The sequence below is a fragment of the Halomonas citrativorans genome (genome assembly GCF_900163645.1).
Lineage (GTDB): Bacteria > Pseudomonadota > Gammaproteobacteria > Pseudomonadales > Halomonadaceae > Vreelandella > Vreelandella citrativorans.
On sequence record NZ_FUKM01000059.1, the window covers coordinates 1 to 19,327 of the forward strand.

The 19,327-nt window shown below is 57.0% G+C and carries 15 protein-coding genes; 6 read left to right on the forward strand and 9 right to left on the reverse strand.

Going from position 1 to position 19,327, the window contains the following annotated elements; genetic code table 11:
* Positions 1–44: 44 nt before the first annotated feature.
* From CZ787_RS17185 to gap, 6 genes are all read right to left on the reverse strand, one after another.
* Entirely contained in the window at positions 45–1,433 is a 1,389-nt protein-coding gene (locus CZ787_RS17185; RefSeq protein ID WP_254908648.1) for a DUF4118 domain-containing protein, read from the reverse strand.
* Between the two features lie 4 nt (positions 1,434–1,437).
* Entirely contained in the window at positions 1,438–2,115 is a 678-nt protein-coding gene (gene kdpC / locus CZ787_RS17190; protein WP_087111519.1) for a potassium-transporting ATPase subunit KdpC, read from the reverse strand.
* Positions 2,116–2,126: 11 nt separating this feature from the next.
* Positions 2,127–4,163 carry a potassium-transporting ATPase subunit KdpB gene (gene kdpB, locus CZ787_RS17195; RefSeq protein WP_087111521.1) on the reverse strand — a complete coding sequence of 679 codons (2,037 nt, stop codon included), beginning with the start codon at positions 4,161–4,163 and terminating at the stop codon, positions 2,127–2,129.
* Positions 4,164–4,173: 10 nt separating this feature from the next.
* Positions 4,174–5,865 (reverse strand): potassium-transporting ATPase subunit KdpA, encoded by a 1,692-nt coding sequence (gene kdpA / locus CZ787_RS17200; protein ID WP_087111523.1) that lies wholly within the window; start codon positions 5,863–5,865, stop codon positions 4,174–4,176.
* 9 nt (positions 5,866–5,874) lie between these two features.
* Positions 5,875–5,955, reverse strand: a complete 81-nt coding sequence (gene kdpF, locus CZ787_RS19290; protein ID WP_087111524.1) for a K(+)-transporting ATPase subunit F — start codon at positions 5,953–5,955, stop codon at positions 5,875–5,877.
* 239 nt (positions 5,956–6,194) lie between these two features.
* Positions 6,195–7,199: a type I glyceraldehyde-3-phosphate dehydrogenase gene (gene gap / locus CZ787_RS17210; protein WP_087111526.1), complete on the reverse strand. Its 1,005-nt coding sequence runs from the start codon at positions 7,197–7,199 to the stop codon at positions 6,195–6,197.
* A gap of 258 nt (positions 7,200–7,457) precedes the next feature.
* Between gap and pyk the strand changes: the two genes are divergently transcribed.
* Positions 7,458–8,936 carry a pyruvate kinase gene (gene pyk / locus CZ787_RS17215; protein ID WP_087111528.1) on the forward strand — a complete coding sequence of 493 codons (1,479 nt, stop codon included), beginning with the start codon at positions 7,458–7,460 and terminating at the stop codon, positions 8,934–8,936.
* 3 nt (positions 8,937–8,939) lie between these two features.
* Positions 8,940–9,413: a methylglyoxal synthase gene (locus CZ787_RS17220; protein ID WP_087111530.1), complete on the forward strand. Its 474-nt coding sequence runs from the start codon at positions 8,940–8,942 to the stop codon at positions 9,411–9,413.
* Positions 9,414–9,448: 35 nt separating this feature from the next.
* On the opposite strand, the gene cra is transcribed toward CZ787_RS17220, so the two are convergent.
* Complete coding sequence (cra, locus tag CZ787_RS17225; protein ID WP_087111533.1) at positions 9,449–10,429, reverse strand: catabolite repressor/activator; 981 nt, start codon at positions 10,427–10,429, stop codon at positions 9,449–9,451.
* A gap of 208 nt (positions 10,430–10,637) precedes the next feature.
* Here cra and ptsP point away from each other — a divergent pair, with 208 nt between their 5' ends.
* The 4 genes from ptsP (at position 10,638) to pgi (ending at position 18,115) form a co-directional block, all read left to right on the forward strand.
* The gene (gene ptsP, locus CZ787_RS17230; RefSeq protein WP_087111536.1) at positions 10,638–13,532 is read left to right on the forward strand and encodes a phosphoenolpyruvate--protein phosphotransferase; all 2,895 of its coding nucleotides are present in this window, start codon (positions 10,638–10,640) and stop codon (positions 13,530–13,532) included.
* On the forward strand, positions 13,532–14,500 hold the full coding sequence (gene pfkB, locus CZ787_RS17235) for a 1-phosphofructokinase (RefSeq protein WP_087111538.1): 969 nt from the start codon (positions 13,532–13,534) through the stop codon (positions 14,498–14,500). Before ptsP ends, pfkB begins: the two co-directional genes overlap by 1 nt.
* Positions 14,497–16,236 (forward strand): PTS fructose-like transporter subunit IIB, encoded by a 1,740-nt coding sequence (locus CZ787_RS17240; protein ID WP_087111540.1) that lies wholly within the window; start codon positions 14,497–14,499, stop codon positions 16,234–16,236. Before pfkB ends, CZ787_RS17240 begins: the two co-directional genes overlap by 4 nt.
* Positions 16,237–16,450: 214 nt before the next feature.
* Complete coding sequence (gene pgi / locus CZ787_RS17245) at positions 16,451–18,115, forward strand: glucose-6-phosphate isomerase (RefSeq protein ID WP_087111542.1); 1,665 nt, start codon at positions 16,451–16,453, stop codon at positions 18,113–18,115.
* 104 nt (positions 18,116–18,219) lie between these two features.
* Here pgi and CZ787_RS17250 read toward each other — a convergent pair whose 3' ends face one another.
* Both CZ787_RS17250 and CZ787_RS17255 read right to left on the reverse strand, forming a co-directional pair.
* A complete protein-coding gene (locus CZ787_RS17250; RefSeq protein ID WP_087111545.1) occupies positions 18,220–18,654 on the reverse strand; it encodes a GNAT family N-acetyltransferase in 435 nt (144 codons plus the stop codon).
* A gap of 88 nt (positions 18,655–18,742) precedes the next feature.
* A complete protein-coding gene (locus tag CZ787_RS17255) occupies positions 18,743–19,324 on the reverse strand; it encodes a class I SAM-dependent methyltransferase (protein ID WP_087111547.1) in 582 nt (193 codons plus the stop codon).
* Positions 19,325–19,327: the final 3 nt, after the last annotated feature.

Consider the following 19,327-nt stretch of genomic DNA (forward strand, 5'->3'; position numbering starts at 1 on the left):
TTTTTTCTCGGCTCAAGTGAGCGGTGATGAATATCGGCAGTTATTCAGACCTTCCTTAGGCGCGGCTGGGTAAAGAAGAAATTGAACACCAGAAAACCGGCCACGGCGCTGAACATAGCCATGGTTGTGCCTGCCCATACGGCACTGAACAGAACGGCGGCCAGAAAAACCAGCGACAGATTGGCAAGTTCAAGCCAGGGTTCCAACAAAAGTGCCACGCCAAGCGACACCACAACGCCCAGACTGGCAGCGACCAGCTGCGAAGGGTGGAGGTGAAAACCGATGCGGCGCGGCATCCGGTGACGCTTGCGTCTACCTTGAGCCACCACGACGATATCGAATGCGTCAGCACGGGCCATCAGCCGCTGAGCCAACGATCGCGACCATGGCCACCTGCGGCGCTTGGTCTCGCGCCCCACCACGATAGTCGTGGCATTGACGGTGCGAGCGTAATTGACCACTTCACCCACCTGGCTTTGCCCCTGCAGGCGTAGCGAATCACCGCCCAACCGGGTCACCAAGCTGAAGGTCTGCTCGACGGCCAGTTGTTGCTCGGCGCTGTCAGCTCCCTTATCTACATACACCGCGCGCCATACCGCTAGGCGCCGTTCGGCCATCCGGTGGGCCGCGCGCACCAGCGATATATCCTCATCGCCGCCTCTGATGACCACGATTAGATGCGGTCTGACCGGCCAAGGCCCCACACGCCCCCCCGCGTCCATGGCCACCTTTACATCGGCATCGACCCGCTCGGCCATGGTCTGAATAGCCAGCTCGCGCAGTGCGTTAAGGTTCGACTCGTTAAAGTATCCCTCCATGGCGGCCCGGGCCTGCTCGGGGATGTACACCTTGCCACGCCTCAGGCGCTCAAGTAACTCTTCGGGGGGGAGATCAACCAGCGATACATCGCGGGCGCGTTCCAGTAGCGTATCGGGTACGGTTTCGCGCATGCGAATGCCGGTAATCCGGGCGACGTCATCATTGAGACTCTCCAGATGCTGGACGTTGACCGTGGTCCACACGTCTATGCCCACTTCCAGAAGCTCTTCAATATCCTGATAGCGTCTGGCGTGGCGGCTGCCGGGGATATTGCGATGGGCAAGCTCATCCACCAGTAGAATACAAGGGCGCCGCGCTAGGGCAGCATCAAGATCAAACTCGTGAAATGTTCGGCCATGATACTGCAGGAGAGCCAGCGGAATGCGCGCCAAGCCCTCGCACAGAGCCTCGGTGTCAGCACGCCCATGCGACTCCACCACGCCGATAACGATGTCCTCGCCTTCCTCCATGCGCTCGCGCGCGGTGCGCAGCATGGTGTAGGTTTTCCCCACGCCAGGAGCGGCTCCCAAAAATACACGCAAACAACCGCGCGCCTCCCGGCGCGCGGCTTTCAGTAATGCATCGGGATCGGGCCGCTGATCCGCTGAATACATTGTCTCACTCCACGGTATTTAAAGGGATATCGCCCGTTCCCGCTGCCGAGTCAGCACCAGGTGTAACCGGGTAGCGCTCATCAAGGCTTGCGTTCAGACGCAGCACGTTGATAACCGGCGAGCCTAGCCAGCCGACATTATCAAGAGCTGGATCAAGCAGTGCGGTCACGCTAGCTTCGTCGATTTGGCGCGCCTGCGCTACCCTTGTCACCTGCAGTCTGGCAGCCTCCGGCGATATATGCGGGTCAATTCCCGAACCGGATGCGGTAATCAGATCAATCGGTATCTGATCGACGCTGACACCTTCCCTTTGAGCAATGGCCTGAGCATCTGTCTCGGCTCGCTCGCGCAGTGCCCCGTTGCTAGGCGCCAGATTGGAGCCGGAAACGCTGCCGGCATCGTTACCCGCTGCGGATGGGCGGCCAATAAAGTAGCCATCACTAACAAAGATCTGGGCGACCAGATTGGAGCCGATTACCCTGCCCGAGCTGTCACGTATCATGCTGCCGCCAGCCTGTTCGGGAAACAGCCAGCCGCCGACGGCCGTGGTTATCAGGGGGTAGACAAGCCCCAAGAGCACCGCCATCACGACCATGAAGCGTAGCGTGCAGCTCCATGAGGTAGGGGCCTGAAGCACCTCATCCTCTGCCACTTGTAACGCTTTTTGTTCGACGTTTTTCATCAGGGTTTCTCCTAAAGGAACAAGGCAATCAGCATGTCCAGCAACTTGATCGCGGGAAACGGCAGCAGTAGCCCGCCGACCCCATAGATAAGCAGATTGCGACGCAACAGCTCAGTGGCAGAGGCGGCTTTGACCGATACCCCCCGCAAGGCAAAGGGAATCAGCGCAGGAATGACCAGCGCATTGAACAGCACCGCGGCCAGCACGGCGGAGGTAGGTGAGTGCAGGCTCATCACATCCAGCACGCCAAGGGCGGGAATGCTGGCAGTAAACAGTGCAGGGAGAATGACGAAGTACTTGGCTACATCGTTGGCCAGCGAAAATGTGGTCAGCGCTCCTCGGGTCACCAGCAGCTGCTTGCCGATTTCCACAGCGCTGATCAGCTTGCCGGGATCAGAATCCAAGTCCACCATGTTGGCGGCTTCGCGGGCAGCCTGAGTTCCCGAGTTCATCGCCAGGCCAAGATCGGCCTGGGCAAGCGCGGGGGCATCGTTGGTACCGTCTCCCACCATGGCCACCAGACGGCCGCTGGCCTGCTCTTCACGAATAAGCGCCAGTTTGCGCTCCGGGGTCGCCTCGGCAATGTAGTCGTCCACGCCTGCCGTGGCGGCAATTGCCGAGGCGGTGATCGGGTTGTCGCCAGTGATCATGACCGTCTTGATACCCATGGCGCGCAGTTCGGCAAACTTCTCCGCGATGCCGCTCTTGATCACATCAGAAAGCGCCACCACGCCCAGAAGTTGCTTGCCTTCGGCCACGGCGATGGGCGTGGCGCCGTCTCTGGAAATACGCGCAATCACCTGCTCATAGTCGCCGGGTATCTCGCCGCCCTGCTCCGTAACCCAGGCGGCGATGGCATTGGGCGCCCCTTTGCGCAACTTGCGTCCACTCGTCAGGTCAACGCCGGATAGCCGGGTTTGCGCGCTGAAGGCTTCAAATGTGCCGCCATCAGCCTCTTCACTGAGCTGACTATCCACGCCTTGCTCTGTGGCAAGCACGACAATCGAGCGGCCTTCCGGAGTAGGGTCTTGTAGAGAGGTCAGAAACGCCACGTCGCGCAGGCGCTGGCGCGCCACCTGCTGGCAGGGTGCAAACTCCGTGGCGCGGCGGTCACCAAGGGTAATGGTACCGGTCTTGTCCAGCAGCAGCGTGTCGATACTGCCAGCGATCTCGACGGCCTTGCCCGACTTAGCCACTAGATTGGCCCGCAGAGCACGCTCCATGCCAGCAATGCCGATAGCTGGCAGCAGGCCACCAATGGTGGTGGGAACCAGACATACCAACAGCGCCACTAGCATCACAGTGGAAGTTTCCACACCGACAAAGGCGGCCATGGGCACCAGGGTGACCACGACAATCAGAAACACCAGAGTGAGCATTGCCAGCAGGACGGAAAGCGCCAGCTCAGAGGGCGTCTTCTGGCGGTTGGCGCCTTCCACTAAGGCAATCATGCGATCCAGCAGCGACTCACCGGGATTGGCGCTCACTTCTATGATTAGCTGATCCGACAGTACCTTGGTACCTGCGCTGACGCCGCTGTTATCGGTACCGGCTTCACGCAGCACCGGAGCAGACTCGCCGGTCACCGCCGATTCGTTGATGGATGCCGCGCCCTTCACGATATCTCCATCGGCCGGAACCAACTCACCTGCCACCACCTTGACCCTATCGCCGCGGCGCAGGGAATCGGCGGCTACGCTTTGAGTAGAGCCATCGGCATTCAGCTTCTGCGCCGTGAGCTCTCCTTTGGTCTTGCGAAGCGCCCCGGCGTGCGCCTTGCCCCGTGACTCTGCCAGCGACTCCGCGCCGGTAGCGAACAACACCGTGGCCATCAGCAGCAGCGCAATGGCCAATGCAAAGCCACCGTTTTCACTCTGGGTAAAGGCCACGGGAGTCAGCGAAAAGCACACCACGGCGCCAATGGCAACTACCGCCATGACGGGATTTCGCGCCAGAAGCTGCGGCGCAAGCCCTTTGATCGCGCCAGTGACGATCTGGCCCACGGGCGGTGAACGGTGCGGTTTGTTGGCTAACTGTGTATCTAACATCTCATTTCTCCTAGAAGCCCTGCACGACGGCTTCGGCAATGGGGCCAAGCACCAGCGCCGGTAAAAACCCCAGCAGATTGACAATCACGATCACCCCGGCGGTCAGGCCCATGAACGCTAGGCTGTCCATGGGCAACGTACCCCGGCCAGCAGGTGCCGTGCGCTTGCCCGCCAGCCACCCGGCAACGGCCAGTGGCACCAGCATGGGCAGAAAACGACCGATTAGCAGGGCGACGACGCAAGCAAGGTTCCACCACGGCGTGCCGTCACTCAGCCCCTCGAAACCGGAACCATTGTTGGCAAATGCCGAGGTAAATTCATAAAGCACTTGGGACAAACCATGGAAACCGGGGTTTGAGTTCTGTGCGGTTTGCGGCATCGCCACGGTGAGCGCCGAAAGCCCCAGGATGATCAGCGGTTGGGCCAGAATCGCCAAGGAAATCCAGCGCATCTCGCGGGTCTCAAGCGGCTTGCCAAAAAGCTCCGGCGCTCGGCCGACCATCAGCGAACCGACAAAGGCGGCTAACATCAGATAGAGAAAGAATCCGATCAGCCCTACCCCCACGCCACCAAAGGTAACGTTCACGAACATGTCCATCAGCAGCATCATGCCGCCCATGGGGTTGAAGCTGTCGTGCATGGCATTGACCGAGCCGTTGGAGGTTTGGGTGGTCCAGCTGCCCCACAGCGCGGAAAGGTCCGTACCGAATCGCAGCTCCTTGCCCTCCAGGTTGGCCCCCGGCAGGGAAAGTTCGGTAAGCGCAACGTTGGGCATCCGCTCGGAGTAGACCACCACCGAGGTGGAAACAAGCGAGAATGCCACCATCACCGCTCCTACACCCAGCATGAGCCGCCTCCGGCCGCTGATAAGAGCAATGGCAAATAGCAGGGCTACCGGAATCAGCGTAAGTGAAGCGGTTTCAATGACGTTGGCCAACGACGTGGGGTTCTCAAGCGGCACGCTGGAGTTGGGCCCATACCAGCCGCCGCCATTAGTGCCCAGCTGCTTGATGGCTACCATGGAGGCCACCGGCCCGAGGGGGATGGACTGCACCTCCTCGACTTGGGTATCCAGCATTTCTATCTGATGGGCCGCCTGATAGCTCGCCGGTACACCCTGCCACGTGAGTAACAGCGCCACTATGACCGCCAAGGGCAGTAGCACGCGTATCACGCTGCGGGTCAGGTCTTGATAGTAGTTGCCCACTCCTTTCACTACATTAGCGGACCTGGTGGCCAGCAATGTGCGCGCAATTGCCACCAGCACCGCAAGCCCCGTAGCGGGAGTCAGAAATTGCAGCGTGACAATTGCCAGCGTTTGGCTTAAATGCGAAAGCTGCGCTTGGCCCGAGTAGTGCTGCTGGTTTGTGTTGGTAGCAAACGATACGGCCGTATGGAGCGCAGTATCCCAAGACATGCCGGTGACACCATCCGGGTTCAGCGGCAGCACACCTTGAAACATAAATACCAGCCAAGCCAGCAAGATCAAGCCCACATGCAGCTTCAAAATTGCCAGCGCATAGACACGCCATGTCATGCTCTGGTGGCAGCTTATCCCCGCCAAGTGGTAGATGGGTCTTTCAATAATGCCAAACAGCGCATCCACCCGAGTTCGCTTACTTCCCAGCGCACGGCCAATATAGAGCCCCAGCGGCGCGCTCAGCAGTGCCACCAGCGCGTAAATGGCGATCATGTCATTCATGGCGATCTCCTAAAAACGCTCGGGGCAAATTAACGCGTAGAACAGATACGTCGCCGTAACTATCGCGATGATCAGCAGTACAATATTCATCAATACGCCTCCTGTGATTGACCCATTGAGAATAAGAAGAGCAGGCGTAAAAAATCGATGCCGTTTGAGTCGCTATCCGTTAAAAAGGCGTAAAAAAACGCCACTTAAGGCGTTTAGGGCAGGGCTGGCAGGTGGATGCAGTCTCTTTAATTTTTTCAATACGTTAAAAAAATCGAAGGGCCGTTGGAAACGGCCCCTCTAATAGCACACATAACAAAGCCAATTGAACGATAAAACGCCTACTGAACGGTTGCCTGCATGGCGATAGCCGTATCCAGCATGCGGTTGGAGAAACCCCACTCGTTGTCGTACCACGCCATTACTTTCACCAAACGGCCATTCACACGGGTGTGATTGGCATCAAACGTTGATGAATGCGCATCATGGTTAAAGTCGATGGATACCAGCGGTTGAGCATTGACAGCCAGTACGCTCGAATTGGCAGCGGCCTTTTCGAGAATCTGGTTGATCTCTTCCTTACTGGTATCGCGCCCTGCGTTAAAGGTTAGATCCACCAGCGACACGTTAATCACCGGTACGCGCACGGCCAGCCCATCCAGTTTACCTTCCAGCTCAGGCAGCACCAAACCCACCGCAGCTGCGGCTCCGGTTTTGGTCGGGATCATGGAGTGAGTGGCGCTGCGTGCGCGGTACGGGTCGGTATGATAAACATCCGAAAGATTCTGGTCATTGGTATAGGCGTGAACGGTCGTCATCAGGCCGTTTTCGATACCTACGGTGTCGTTCAGCGCTTTGGCGACAGGTGCCAGGCAGTTAGTCGTGCAAGAGGCATTGGAGACGACCTTATGCTCAGCAGTCAGTACGTCATCATTAACACCGAAAACAATTGTTGCATCCGCATCCGGGCTGGGTGCCGAAATCAGTACTCGTTTAGCGCCCGCTTCCAAATGCTTGGCAGCGGCTTCACGCTTGGTAAATAGCCCCGTGCACTCCATGACCAAATCGATATTCATGGACGCCCAAGGGAGGTTAGCAGGGTCGCGCTCGGAAGAGATCGCAATACGGTCACCGTCAACGCTGATACTTTCCACATCATGTTCTACAGTGAAGGGGAAATGCCCATGCACCGTATCGTGGCGCAGTAAATGCGAATTTAGCGACGGATCACCAAGGTCATTAATCGCCACTACCTGAATTTTTTCACGGTAATCGTTTTCATACAGGGCGCGTAGTACGTTACGGCCGATCCGGCCAAACCCGTTAATAGCAACTCTGATCGTCATGCTGACACCTCATGCTCGGTGGTGGATGGCTTCATTCCAGTAAAAAAATTACCAAAAAGACACACAAAAGCGTTTTAAAAAGAACAAAATCGCTCTTAAAGCGGCTTCTACTGGCTATCAAACAACCTATTTGTAGTAAAATTACTATATTATCACTATGGTCGTCTACACCTTAACGCGGACAATTAAGCGGTCACTTGCATTCAGACAGTGCTGGTTTTGTTGCTATTTTTTTCAATATTCAAGGAGAGCCTGCTCATGAGCCTATCAAATTCACCTTTGCCGCTTCGTCGTACCAAAATTGTTGCCACATTAGGCCCTGCCAGCGACCGGCCAGGTATTCTTGAGGCGATGATCAAGGCAGGCGTCGATGTCGTTCGCCTTAACTTCTCCCACGGTTCTGCCGATGATCATCGCCGACGCCTACAGGATGTTCGCGATATCGCCCAGCGCTTAGGTAAATGTGTTGCCGCACTAGGCGATTTACAAGGTCCTAAAATTCGCATCGCTCGTTTTGCTGAAGGCCCTATTCATTTATCAGTAGGCGAAGCGTTTATTCTGGACATGGCGCTGGATACCAATGCTGGCAACAGTGAACGCGTTGGTTGTGACTACCCTTCACTTATTGATGATGTAGCCCCCGGCGACCGGCTGCTGCTGGATGACGGCCGCGTTGTCCTGGATGTGGCCTCCATTGCGGGCCAGGAAATACACACGAATGTTCATGTGGGTGGCAAGCTCTCCAACAACAAGGGCATCAACAAACAGGGCGGTGGCCTTTCTGCTCCCGCCTTAACCGACAAAGACAAGGCCGATTTAAAAACGGCAGTGGAAATCGGCGTGGATTACCTGGCGGTCTCCTTTCCGCGCTCAGCAGAAGATATGCAGGAAGCACGCGCACTGCTGGGCGAAGCAGGCAAAGAGATTGGCCTGGTCGCCAAGCTGGAGCGTGCCGAGGCAGTAGCGGATGATGAAACGCTGGACGGCATCATTATTGCTTCTGAAGCCGTTATGGTGGCGCGTGGCGACCTAGGCGTGGAAATTGGTGATGAAGCACTCATTGGCACCCAAAAGCGCATCATCAAACATGCGCGCTCGCTTAACCGCGCAGTGATTACCGCCACGCAAATGATGGAGTCGATGATCGAATCCCCGCTGCCCACACGCGCCGAGGTCTTCGACGTGGCCAATGCGGTGCTGGATGCGACCGACGCCGTTATGCTGTCAGCAGAAACGGCAGCCGGTGAATTTCCGGTAGAAACCGTTGAAGCCATGGACCGCGTTTGCTTAGGGGCCGAGCGCGAGCGGCTGGCGCAGTCGTCTGGCCACCGCATGCATGAAGGCTTTGAGCGCATGGATGAAACCATCGCCCTTTCGGCCATGTACGCCGCGAACCATTTAACTGGCGTTAGCGCGATTGCCTGCATGACCTCCACCGGTTACACACCGCTGATTGCCTCACGCATTCGTTCTGGCCTGCCAATTGTTGGCCTGGCGCATAGTCCCGTTGCCCAGCGCCGCATGGCACTTTACCGCGGCGTGGTATCGCTACCCTTCGACACCACCCAAATGGAGCCCACCGAAGTAAACCAGCAGGCCCTGAAATTGCTTAAAGCCTATGGCCTGGCGCGCCCAGGCGGGCATATTATTCTGACTCGCGGCGACCATATGAACGCTCATGGCGGCACCAACACCATGAAGATTATCGCTATTGAGCAGGAAAAATCAGGAGAATAAACAATGAATGATGCCCGACCGCCTCGCCAGGCGCTACGTACCTTGCCCGCTCAAAAGCGTATTGCGCTTATCGCCCACGATGGCAAAAAGAGTGAACTACTGGAGTGGGCGGAACGCTGGCAAGAGACGCTGCGCCAGCATCACTTAATGGGTACGGGCACCACCGCAGGCCGGTTAAATCAGCAGCTGGGTTTGACCGTTGAAGGGTTAATGAGCGGGCCGCTAGGCGGCGACCAGCAGATAGGCGCACGCATCGCCGAGCAAAAGCTCGATATATTGGTGTTCTTCTGGGACCCGTTTGCTCCACAGCCGCACGACCCCGATGTCAAAGCACTGCTACGTCTTGCCACGCTGTGGAATGTACCTGTCGCCAACAACGCGGCCAGTGCGGACTTCCTGCTTTCATCGCCCTATCTAAGTGAGCGCTACGATATGTCGATACCCGATGCTAACGCTTGGGCCAGCGCCAGGGTCTAGCTCCAAGAGTTAGTTGCAACGTCCAGCATCAGGCATTACCCACGCTGAAAAAGATGCCGCTTAACGATCTGCTGCCCGACGCCACCCTGGCCTCGGGCAGCTTTCAGCGCACTGTCAAGCGTCAATTCCGCTATCCGATCATAATCCTGGTGCACCGAATTAATCGGCTGAGGCAAAAAATCCAGCAGGCGGTGATCACCAAAAGTGGCAAGCCGGATATGCCTGGAAAGCCCTCCACGTTCTAAAAACGCATCTAAAACGCCCTCCATCAAGGTATACGATGCGGTAACCAGTGCATCCAGCCCCTTGGGCTCGCTAAGCAGCTGTTGGGCAAGTCCCATCGCCTCACTACGCTCGTAGCGCTCAGCGCTCAAATACACTTCCTCGATATCACGATCTTTTAACGCGGCCTCAAAACCGGCCCGGCGCTCACGGCTGATAGACAGCTCAGGCATGGCATCAAGCCAGGCAACTCGCCGCGTCTTTTGGTTAAGTACCGAGAGCGTTAAACGCTCAGCGGCATCGTGATCATCACTAACGACACTGGAAAAGTAGTGGCTATCCAGCCCTCGATCCATGCCCACCACGGCCCAGCCGTCGTTAACCAACTCCCTGTAAAACGGGTCAATATCGGCCAGGCAGCTGGCAGTAATCAGTACTTCACAGCGCTGAGCACGCAGGGCAAGCGCCAAGGCGCGCTCACTTTCGGCACAGTCATCCGAGCTTACAATCAGCAGCCGATACCCTTGCTCGCGCGCACCACGCTCCAAGCGCTTCGCCAAGCGTGCATAGCTGATGTTTTCAAGGTCAGGCACGATTAAACCAATCAGCCGGCTGGCACCTCGGCGCAGCGCCGCCGCCTGTGGATCAATCTGATATTGATGCTCACGAACAACGGTCATGACCTTCTCAATCGTGGCGACACTAATACGACGCTGTTCAGCCTGCCCATTAATGACATAACTGGCCGTGGTGCGTGAAACACCTGCAAGCCGCGCAATATCGGCTAATGTCATGTTTTTTCTCCTTATAAGCCTGCAAAGTGTAACAGCGCCTTGACGAGCCCCCCACCAAAGTCTAAAAACACACCCCTTGCGCCTTTAGCTGAATCGTTTCAGCATTATCATCATAGACGGTAGGCATCAATCAATACCGCCACTCGACATTTGTGTCCTTTACGTCGCTGTCGAGCCGTTACCGGACTCGTCCTTACAGGAGAATTGCATGCTCACACTCGGTCCTAATGACATCTTGCTTGACCGCCATGCCAACAATTGGCAAGCGGCGCTGGATGAGGCCGCCCGGGTATTGGCTGACGCGGGGCTGGTTGATCCTGCCTATCGCGAGGGCCTGCATGCCCGTGAGGCGCAGTCATCTACCTATCTGGGTAATGCTATCGCCATTCCCCACGGCACGCCCGAAAGCCGCCAGCATGTTAAGCGGACTGGCGTTCGAGTACTGCAATTTCCAGAAGGTATCGAATGGCACGATGGCAACCGCGTCTATGTACTGGTGACGATTGCCGCACAAAATGATGAACATTTGGATATTTTGCGCGCCCTAACACACGTGCTGGACCGTGACGGCGTTGCTGAAGCGCTTGCCGCAGCCCGCTCCACCGAGGACGTCGCTCGCCTGCTGTCTAAATCTGCCCCAACGCCCAAACTGGATAGCGACACGCTTTGCCTACAGTTTCCCGCACAGAGTGTTCAGGAACTGGCCCTGGCAGCGGCCGCCCGCTTACGCCAAAGTGGCTGCGTGGATAACCACTTTATTGCCGATATTGCGGCGAAACCGCCGGTTTGGCTGGGCGATGGTTTTTGGCTTGCCAGCAGCGCCAGCGGCGTCCAACAGCCTGCCCTGAGCGTGGCGACACCGGTCGAAGCACGCATGGAAGAGAGCGGCCATGCTGTTCACGGCCTGTTTTGCCTGGCAGCACAGGGAAGCGCGCACACCTCCCTGTTGGAGCAACTTCAGAAGGTGCTCGAAAACACCCCAAGCCACGCGTTACTAAAGGCAGATGCCGCCCAGGTGCTGGCTCAGCTTGCAGGTGAAACGGCCAATACGCATACCCAACGCGTGCGTGTATTAAACCCCCACGGCCTGCACGCTCGTCCGGCTAAACAGCTTGTACAGGTAGCTCGAGCACAGGCCGTTGCGATTAACGTTCGCTTGGAAGAAGGCAGCCCCGCCAGCGTTTCCGCAGCGAGTCTGACCAAAGTCATCGGCTTGGGCGCACGCCGTGGCCAGTGGCTGGTGCTTTCTGGCGAAGGCAGTGAAGCGCCACAGGCACTGGCCAACGTCACGGATGCGATTGAAGGCGGCTTGGGTGAAAAGGTAGCGCCTTTTGACAGTGGCCGAGAGCAGCTGGCGCCCCACCCTGCTCACAAGGAAACCGTTAAACCTTTGACGGCCGATACACCGCATACGGCGATTGCGGCCTCCCCTGGGCTTGCGATTGCGCCGGTGTTTGTTATTCGCCCTCAGCACTTTGATTACCCGGAACAGGCTGATAATCCCGACCGAGAACTGACCCGGCTACACAATGCCATCCAGGAGGGCATTGCCCAACTGGAAGCCCTGGTGCGCAATGCGCCGGGTGGCGAAGTGGCCGATATTCTCTCCATGCATGAAGAGATGCTGGATGACCCCGAGCTGCACCGCGCCGCCGAAGATGCCATTCGTGAAGGCCGTTCAGCAGAGGCGGCCTGGTGGGAAGCGATTGAAACCGCCGCCCACGCGCAAGAAATGCTCGCCGACCGCCTGCTTGCTGAGCGTGCCGCCGACCTGCGTGATGTGGGTCGCCGCGTACTGAGTGTTTTGTGCGACACCCAACTCCCCGAGCCACCCAACCACCCCTACATCCTGGTGATGGACGATATCGGTCCTTCCGACGTAGCGCGCCTCGATACCTCCCGCGTGCGCGGACTTTTGACCGAACGTGGCGGCGCCACTGCCCACAGCGCTATTCTGGCTCGTGCGCTGGGCATACCCGCGGTGGTGGGCGCGGGCAAAGCGGTAATGGCCTTAGCCAATGCCAGCATGATGATTCTGGACGGTGAACGAGGCCGCGTCATTCCTTCGCCTTCTGAGCAGCGCTTACGCCGCGCCGAGCAGCACTTGCTTGATTTACAGGCCCGCGAAGCCGATGCCTGGGAACGGCGTTATGAACGCGCCCAAACCCGCGATGGCCACTTCGTGGAGGTGGCTGCTAACCTGGGCAACACCGCTCATGCAGAAGATGCGGTTGAGCGTGGTGCCGAGGGCGTTGGCCTGCTGCGCACCGAGTTCCTGTTTATGGCCCACTCAAGCGCCCCCGACCTTGCCGCTCAGACCGCCGAGTACCGGCAGGCCATCGACGCCCTGAACGGCCGCCCGTTAGTGGCGCGCACCCTGGATGTGGGTGGCGACAAGCCTCTGCCCTACTGGCCAGTCCCCCAGGAAGACAACCCGTTTTTGGGCCTGCGTGGCATTCGCCTGGCGTTAACCGAGCCCGATGTACTCGAAACTCAACTGCGCGCGCTACTAATGGCAGCCGCCCCGGTAGCGGGTTCAGAAGAGGCGCCTAGGCCGCTGCGGATTATGCTGCCAATGGTCAAGGACGTGGCTGAATTTCGCGCCGCCAAAGCCATTTTTGACCGTTTGCTTGCGGAAATTCCCGCGGATGAGCGAGCAAACGACGTGCAGCTAGGCGTGATGATTGAGATTCCCTCCAGTGCACTGTTGGCACCAACGCTTGCCGCCGAGGTGGACTTCTTCTCGGTTGGCACCAACGATCTAACCCAGTACACGCTGGCGATTGACCGCGGTCATCCAGAGCTCTCTGCCCAAGCAGATGGCCTGCACCCAGCGGTTCTGCGTTTGATCCAGATGACCGTTGACGCCGCTCATGCCCAAGGCAAATGGGTCGGCATTTGCGGTGAACTGGCCTCGGATACGGCGGCCATTCCTGTATTGGTTGGATTAGGCGTTGATGAACTTTCGGTTAGCGCCCGGCAAATTCCGCTGGTGAAAGCTCGCCTGCGCGAGTTCGATTTGGCCGATGCCCAGGCCAGTGCGCAACTAGCCCTAAGCCAGGCGACCAGTGCCGCTGTGCGCGACGCGCTGGAGGCACACTAATGGCCCGGGTTATTACCGTTACGCTTAACCCGGCGCTGGATTTAGCGTTTGATCTTGAAGAGTTAACGCTGGGCACCGTTAACCGCCCCAGGAACGCGCAGCTGGAAGCCGCGGGCAAAGGCGTTAACGTTGCACGAGTGCTGGCCTCGCTGGGCCATCACGTGGTGGTGAGCGGATTTCTCGGGTGCGATAACGATGGCCCCTTCCAACGGGCGTTTACGCAGCTAGGCGTTACGGATGCCTTTGTCCGCGTGCCGGGGGAAACCCGTATTAATGCCAAGCTGGCGGAAAAAAGCGGCCGGGTGACCGACATTAACGGCCCCGGTATCGGCGTAGATGCCACGCAAGTCGCCGCGCTTCTGAACAGCATTAAACAGCAGCTAAACAACGAGCCGGCCGATGCCATTCTTGTGGCAGGTAGCCTACCCCCTGGCTTAAGCCTGACAAGCTTTGCCACGTTGCTGACTGAACTAAAAGCCACCGGGGTGCCGTTATGGGTGGATACCAGTGGCGAAGCCCTGCTGTGCGCTATTGAAGCAGCCCCCGAAGCCGTTAAACCCAATGAATTGGAACTTGCCAGCTGGGCCGGTGAGGTACTGGATAATCACGCCAAGCGAGTAAGCGCCACCCGCCGCCTTTATCAGGCAGGTATCGGCCAAGCGCTACTTTCTGCCGGGGCCGACGGCGTTATTTGGGTGAACGCCAAGAGCACCTGGCAGTCAACGCCGCCCCGCGTTCAGGCAGCCAATACCGTGGGTGCAGGCGATACCTTTGTGGCTGGCATGCTCCACGGCGTGCTCAGCCAGCAAAGTGACGAGGAAACACTGCGTTTTGCCACGGCGCTTTCCGCCGAATCTGTTCGCCATGTTGGCGTGGGCAATGCCCACGCGGACGACTTTGCCGTACTCCTACAACATACTCAGGTCCAGCGCCTGCACGCCAGCCGCACCGAGGGAACGTCACAATGAATATTATTCTTATTACTGCCTGCCCCAGCGGCATGGCGACGACTTTTTTGGCCGCCCGACGCCTTGAACAAGCCGCTCAGCGCTTGGGTTGGAAAGTGCATGTAGAAATGCACGGAGAACTGGCACCGGTCGAGGCCGCCAATGCCGAACAAATTGCCCATGCCGATTTAATTGTCGTAGCTGCCGAGCATGTGCCCGCACCGGAGCGTTTTGAGGGCAAACGCCTTTACCAGGCGCCGATTGCTCAAGCGTTGCCTGATCCGGACGCATTTTTAGCCACCGCTAAACGCGAAGCACCTCTGTATAGCGCCCCAGCCATTACCTCTCAAACAAAAGCGCCAGCCACTGCCGGCGGCCAAACCATTGTGGCCGTTACCGCCTGCCCCACCGGTGTTGCTCATACCTTCATGGCCGCAGAAGCGCTGACTGAGGCGGGCAACGCCATGGGCCACTCAATGCGTGTGGAAACCCAAGGCTCAGTAGGCGCCCAGGACAAGCTAACGGAAGACGAAATCGCCGCCGCCGACGTTGTTATTCTGGCCTGCGATATTGAAGTTGATGCTACGCGCTTTTCCGGTAAGCGGGTGTACCGCACCTCGACCGGTACGGCGCTTAAAAAATCTCAGGCAACGATTGAAAACGCCTTGGCCCAAGCCAGCGTGGAAAGTGCAGACACGGATAATACGGCTTCAAACGATGGCAAAAGCCTGAAAGAGAAAGGCGTGTATAAGCACCTGCTCACCGGCGTGTCGTTTATGCTGCCCATGGTGGTGGCGGGCGGGCTGCTGATCGCCCTGTCGTTTATGTTCGGCATTGAGGCGTTCGAGCAGGAAGGCACCCTGGCCGCTGCGTTGATGCAGATTGGCGGCGGCACCGCGTTTGCGTTGATGATTCCGGTATTAGCAGGCTATATCGCTTACTCAATTGCCGACCGCCCAGGTATTGCGCCGGGTATGATTGGCGGCATGCTGGCGGCGAACATCGGCTCCGGATTTATTGGCGGTATCCTGGCGGGCTTTCTAGCCGGTTACGTAGCCCTTGCTGTCACTCGCCATGTGAAGCTGCCTTCGAGCATCGAGTCACTTAAGCCCATCTTGATTATTCCGCTGATCGCGAGCCTTGTGACAGGCCTGGTCATGATTTACATCGTGGGCGAACCGGTTGCCGCGCTGCTTAACGCGTTAACCAACTTCCTCGCGTCGATGGACTCCACCAATGCTGTATTGCTGGGTATTTTGCTGGGCTCCATGATGTGCTTTGATTTGGGCGGCCCGGTTAACAAAGCGGCCTACACCTTTGGCGTGGGCCTCTTGGCCTCAGGCACCTACGGCCCCATGGCCGCGATTATGGCGGCAGGCATGGTGCCGGCCATTGGCATGGGTATCGCAAGCTTCGTGGCTCGCAACAAGTTCTCCGAGCCGGAACGTGAAGCCGGCAAGGCTTCGTTCGTACTGGGGCTGTGCTTTATTAGTGAAGGCGCGATTCCGTTCGCGGCAAAAGATCCGCTGCGCGTGATTCCCGCTTGTATCGCTGGGGGCGCCGTTACGGGCGCGCTTTCGATGCTGGTGGGTGCCCAATTAATGGCCCCGCACGGGGGCATTTTCGTCCTGCTGATTCCTAATGCAATCACCCCGCCGCTGCTCTACCTGGGCGCCATTGTGGCAGGCTCGCTCATCACTGGCCTGAGCTACGCCTTTATTAAACGCGGCGCCGCTCAAGTGGCCGTCGCCAGCTAAGTGTTATCTCAACACGAGCAGGCGCAATGCCTGCTCGTGGTTAGCCCTGTATAAAAAGCTGCTGACGTCATTGCTGTTTTATTACCTGTTTTATCGCCACGCTCAATGGATAGTTGCCCTTATCACTTTTTTATGTAGTATTTTTACATAATCGATATCACCGCCATTTACCCCAGTTAACATTTGCCACTCAACAACAACGGACACGCGCTCTATGTTTCAACTCACCCGTAGCGTTACGTGGCAGGCGCTTGAACGCCTGCGCGACAACACCCATAACGACCGCATCCGAGACTACTTCACTAACGACCCGAAACGCTTTGAGAAGATGAACCTCAAGGTCGGCGGTCTGTTTCTGGACTATTCAAAGCACCATGTTTCCGACGAAGTGCTCACCAAACTGATAGAGCTTGCTGACCACTCCGCGCTGGTGCAGCGCCGGGCACAAATGTTTTCTGGCGATATTATCAACGTTACCGAAAACCGTCCGGTACTGCATACCGCACTGCGTAACCTGAGTGACGAACCGGTGTATGTCGACGGCGAAGACGTCATGCCGGAAATTACCCGCACCCGCGAACAGATCCAACAGTTTTCTGAAACGGTACGCAGCGGAGAATGGAAAGGCTACAGCGGCCAGTCGATCAAGGATGTCGTTAATATCGGGATTGGCGGCTCGGACCTTGGCCCTAATATGGCGGTGCGCGCGCTGCTTAAATATCGTCATCCGGAGATGCACTTTCACTTTGTATCCAACGTGGACGGCACGCATATCCAGAAGGTGCTTTCGCGCCTGGACCCGGCCACCACGCTGTTTATCGTCTCGACCAAAACGTTCTCCACCCAGGAAACGCTGCTCAATGCAAAAACAGCGCGGCGCTGGTTCCTGGAGAACGCCGGAAGCGACGCGGATGTAGGTGCCCACTTTGTCGCCGCTTCTACCAACCGCAAAGCGGCCATGGAATTCGGCATTCGTGAAGAGAATGTGTTCGAGTTCTGGGCGTGGGTGGGTGGACGCTACTCCATGTGGTCCTCAATCGGCTTACCGATCGCGTTATCTATCGGTTTTGAAGGGTTTATTGAGCTGCTGGAAGGTGCCCACGAGATGGACCGCCACTTTATTGAGGCGCCTTTCTCCGAGAATATGCCGGTGCTCATGGCGCTTATCGGCATCTGGTATATCAATTTTATTGGCGCAGAAACCCAAGCCATCGTGCCTTACGACCAGGCGCTTAACCAGTTGCCCTCCTTCCTGCAACAGCTGGATATGGAGTCCAACGGCAAATCGGTGGATATTTTCGGCCACCCGGTCAACTATAAAACCGGCCCGATTGTATGGGGGCAAACCGGCTCCAATGGTCAACACGCCTTCTTCCAGCTACTGCACCAGGGCACGCGCTACGTACCTATCGACTTTATCGCCTCGCTCAAGCCGGAGCCTGGCATGGAAGACCACCACTTTGCGCTATTAACCAACATGCTCGCCCAGGCCAACGCTTTTATGGAAGGCAGCCAGGGCGACGGTAAAGAGTTAAGCCAGCACGACCCCTACAGCTGCCCCGGCAACCGCCCTTCCAGCACTCTACTGCTGGATGAGCTAACGCCCAAAAACCTGGGCGCGCTAATCGCGCTGTATGAGCACAAGGTCTTTGTTCAAGGCGTGATCTGGAACATCAACTCGTTTGATCAATGGGGTGTTCAGCTCGGCAAGCGTATTGCCGGTGAAATCAGCGAACGTATCGACACTAACGCAGCCGACTTTGATGCCTCGACCCAAGGGTTGTTGGAGTTGGTGCGCGCGCATTTTCCAGGTGACGGCGCCAGCACCAACAGCCAACAAGCTGAAAACGCCAAAAAAGCGACGAGGAAAAAGAGTTAGCGAGTTTAAGAAACAGAGAAAAGCGTTTATTCAAAGTCCTGGCGTAATAGCCGGGACTTTTTATAAGTAATCTGTATTGATGCTGTATCGACGAAAACAGCGTGTTAGTTCACTTCCATCCAGTACTGCGTTAATGTCTCACCGCATATTGTAAAACCCAACCGCTCGTATAGGGCGATGGCCTGGCTCTGCTTTAAAACACGCAGCCGTAAAGGCACGCCTAGCGCTCTTGCCTTCTCCAGCTCCTGGAGCACAACGTGCGAACCAACTCCTCGGCCTTGATATTTAGCTAAAAGAAACAGGTCTCGAAGTTGTAGAAATCCCCCTTCATTGGTTGCCCATACTGCACCGACACACCTACCGTTTAACTCCAAGACTTCAAAACCACCCTGGCGCCATTTTTCATCAAAGGCTGACTTTTGAAGCTTAATCTCCCAAGCGCCGAACTGATGCTCGACAACGTTCTGGTAGGCGCTTTCATAAGCACTCCAAATAAAATCGCGATCACTCTGTGCCGCTTTTAACCTGGCAATGTGCACTGTTTATACCGCCTAAACCGGTTAATGGAAGCTTAATGACATACAAAGTTGATTATCGTATCCAGCACCTTCGCCGGGCAGATACTCACTATGCACCCTCTTTCTCCAACACGACTTCCCATAGCGCCTTCGACTTAACATATTTGCCGGTGAAATAGTGTTCCACTGAAATCCTTTTCCAGCCAACAGCGAACAGTGATTCAATAGAAGCTTCGTCAAAAAAGCGCTTGGGCACACCGTCCACAAGAAAGAAGTTTGATTCGAGTTGCGGGTGACCGCTGGCTCCAAAGTTGCGATCCTGAGTGGAATTAAGACGGCAAAGCAGAATGCCACCAGGACGTAACGTAGATCGTATTTTTCGGATAAGTGCTTGCGTTTCATCCCAAGCGAAGTAGTGCAGCGATAAGCTCGCCACCACAACACCTGGCTCGCAGCACTGTTCAGGGAAAGGATCACGTACGTCTCTACATTCCACTACGGCCTTGGGCACTCTGATTTTGGCGAGCCCTGCCGCCGTACGAGACAAATCGAAAGCGTAAACGCTCAAGCCGGCATTTGAGAGGACGGCCGTGTCATCGCCGTGGCCACACCCAATTTCAAGAACACTATCTTTACCTGCGCGCTCGCGCACCAACGGTAACCATCGATTAAGCCAAGGATCTGTAAGCATAGT

What these genes read in the sequence shown, in the direction of transcription:
- pfkB (WP_087111538.1), top strand. Translation starts at nt 13,532, where the DNA reads ATGGCCCGGGTTATTACCGTTACGCTTAACCCGGCGCTGGATTTAGCG.
- pyk (WP_087111528.1), top strand. Translation starts at nt 7,458, where the DNA reads ATGAGCCTATCAAATTCACCTTTGCCGCTTCGTCGTACCAAAATTGTT.
- CZ787_RS17255 (WP_087111547.1), bottom strand. Translation starts at nt 19,324, where the DNA reads ATGCTTACAGATCCTTGGCTTAATCGATGGTTACCGTTGGTGCGCGAG.
- kdpA (WP_087111523.1), bottom strand. Translation starts at nt 5,865, where the DNA reads ATGAATGACATGATCGCCATTTACGCGCTGGTGGCACTGCTGAGCGCG.
- kdpB (WP_087111521.1), bottom strand. Translation starts at nt 4,163, where the DNA reads ATGTTAGATACACAGTTAGCCAACAAACCGCACCGTTCACCGCCCGTG.
- CZ787_RS17185 (WP_254908648.1), bottom strand. Translation starts at nt 1,433, where the DNA reads ATGTATTCAGCGGATCAGCGGCCCGATCCCGATGCATTACTGAAAGCC.
- pgi (WP_087111542.1), top strand. Translation starts at nt 16,451, where the DNA reads ATGTTTCAACTCACCCGTAGCGTTACGTGGCAGGCGCTTGAACGCCTG.
- CZ787_RS17220 (WP_087111530.1), top strand. Translation starts at nt 8,940, where the DNA reads ATGAATGATGCCCGACCGCCTCGCCAGGCGCTACGTACCTTGCCCGCT.
- cra (WP_087111533.1), bottom strand. Translation starts at nt 10,429, where the DNA reads ATGACATTAGCCGATATTGCGCGGCTTGCAGGTGTTTCACGCACCACG.
- gap (WP_087111526.1), bottom strand. Translation starts at nt 7,199, where the DNA reads ATGACGATCAGAGTTGCTATTAACGGGTTTGGCCGGATCGGCCGTAAC.
- ptsP (WP_087111536.1), top strand. Translation starts at nt 10,638, where the DNA reads ATGCTCACACTCGGTCCTAATGACATCTTGCTTGACCGCCATGCCAAC.
- kdpF (WP_087111524.1), bottom strand. Translation starts at nt 5,955, where the DNA reads ATGAATATTGTACTGCTGATCATCGCGATAGTTACGGCGACGTATCTG.
- CZ787_RS17240 (WP_087111540.1), top strand. Translation starts at nt 14,497, where the DNA reads ATGAATATTATTCTTATTACTGCCTGCCCCAGCGGCATGGCGACGACT.
- kdpC (WP_087111519.1), bottom strand. Translation starts at nt 2,115, where the DNA reads ATGAAAAACGTCGAACAAAAAGCGTTACAAGTGGCAGAGGATGAGGTG.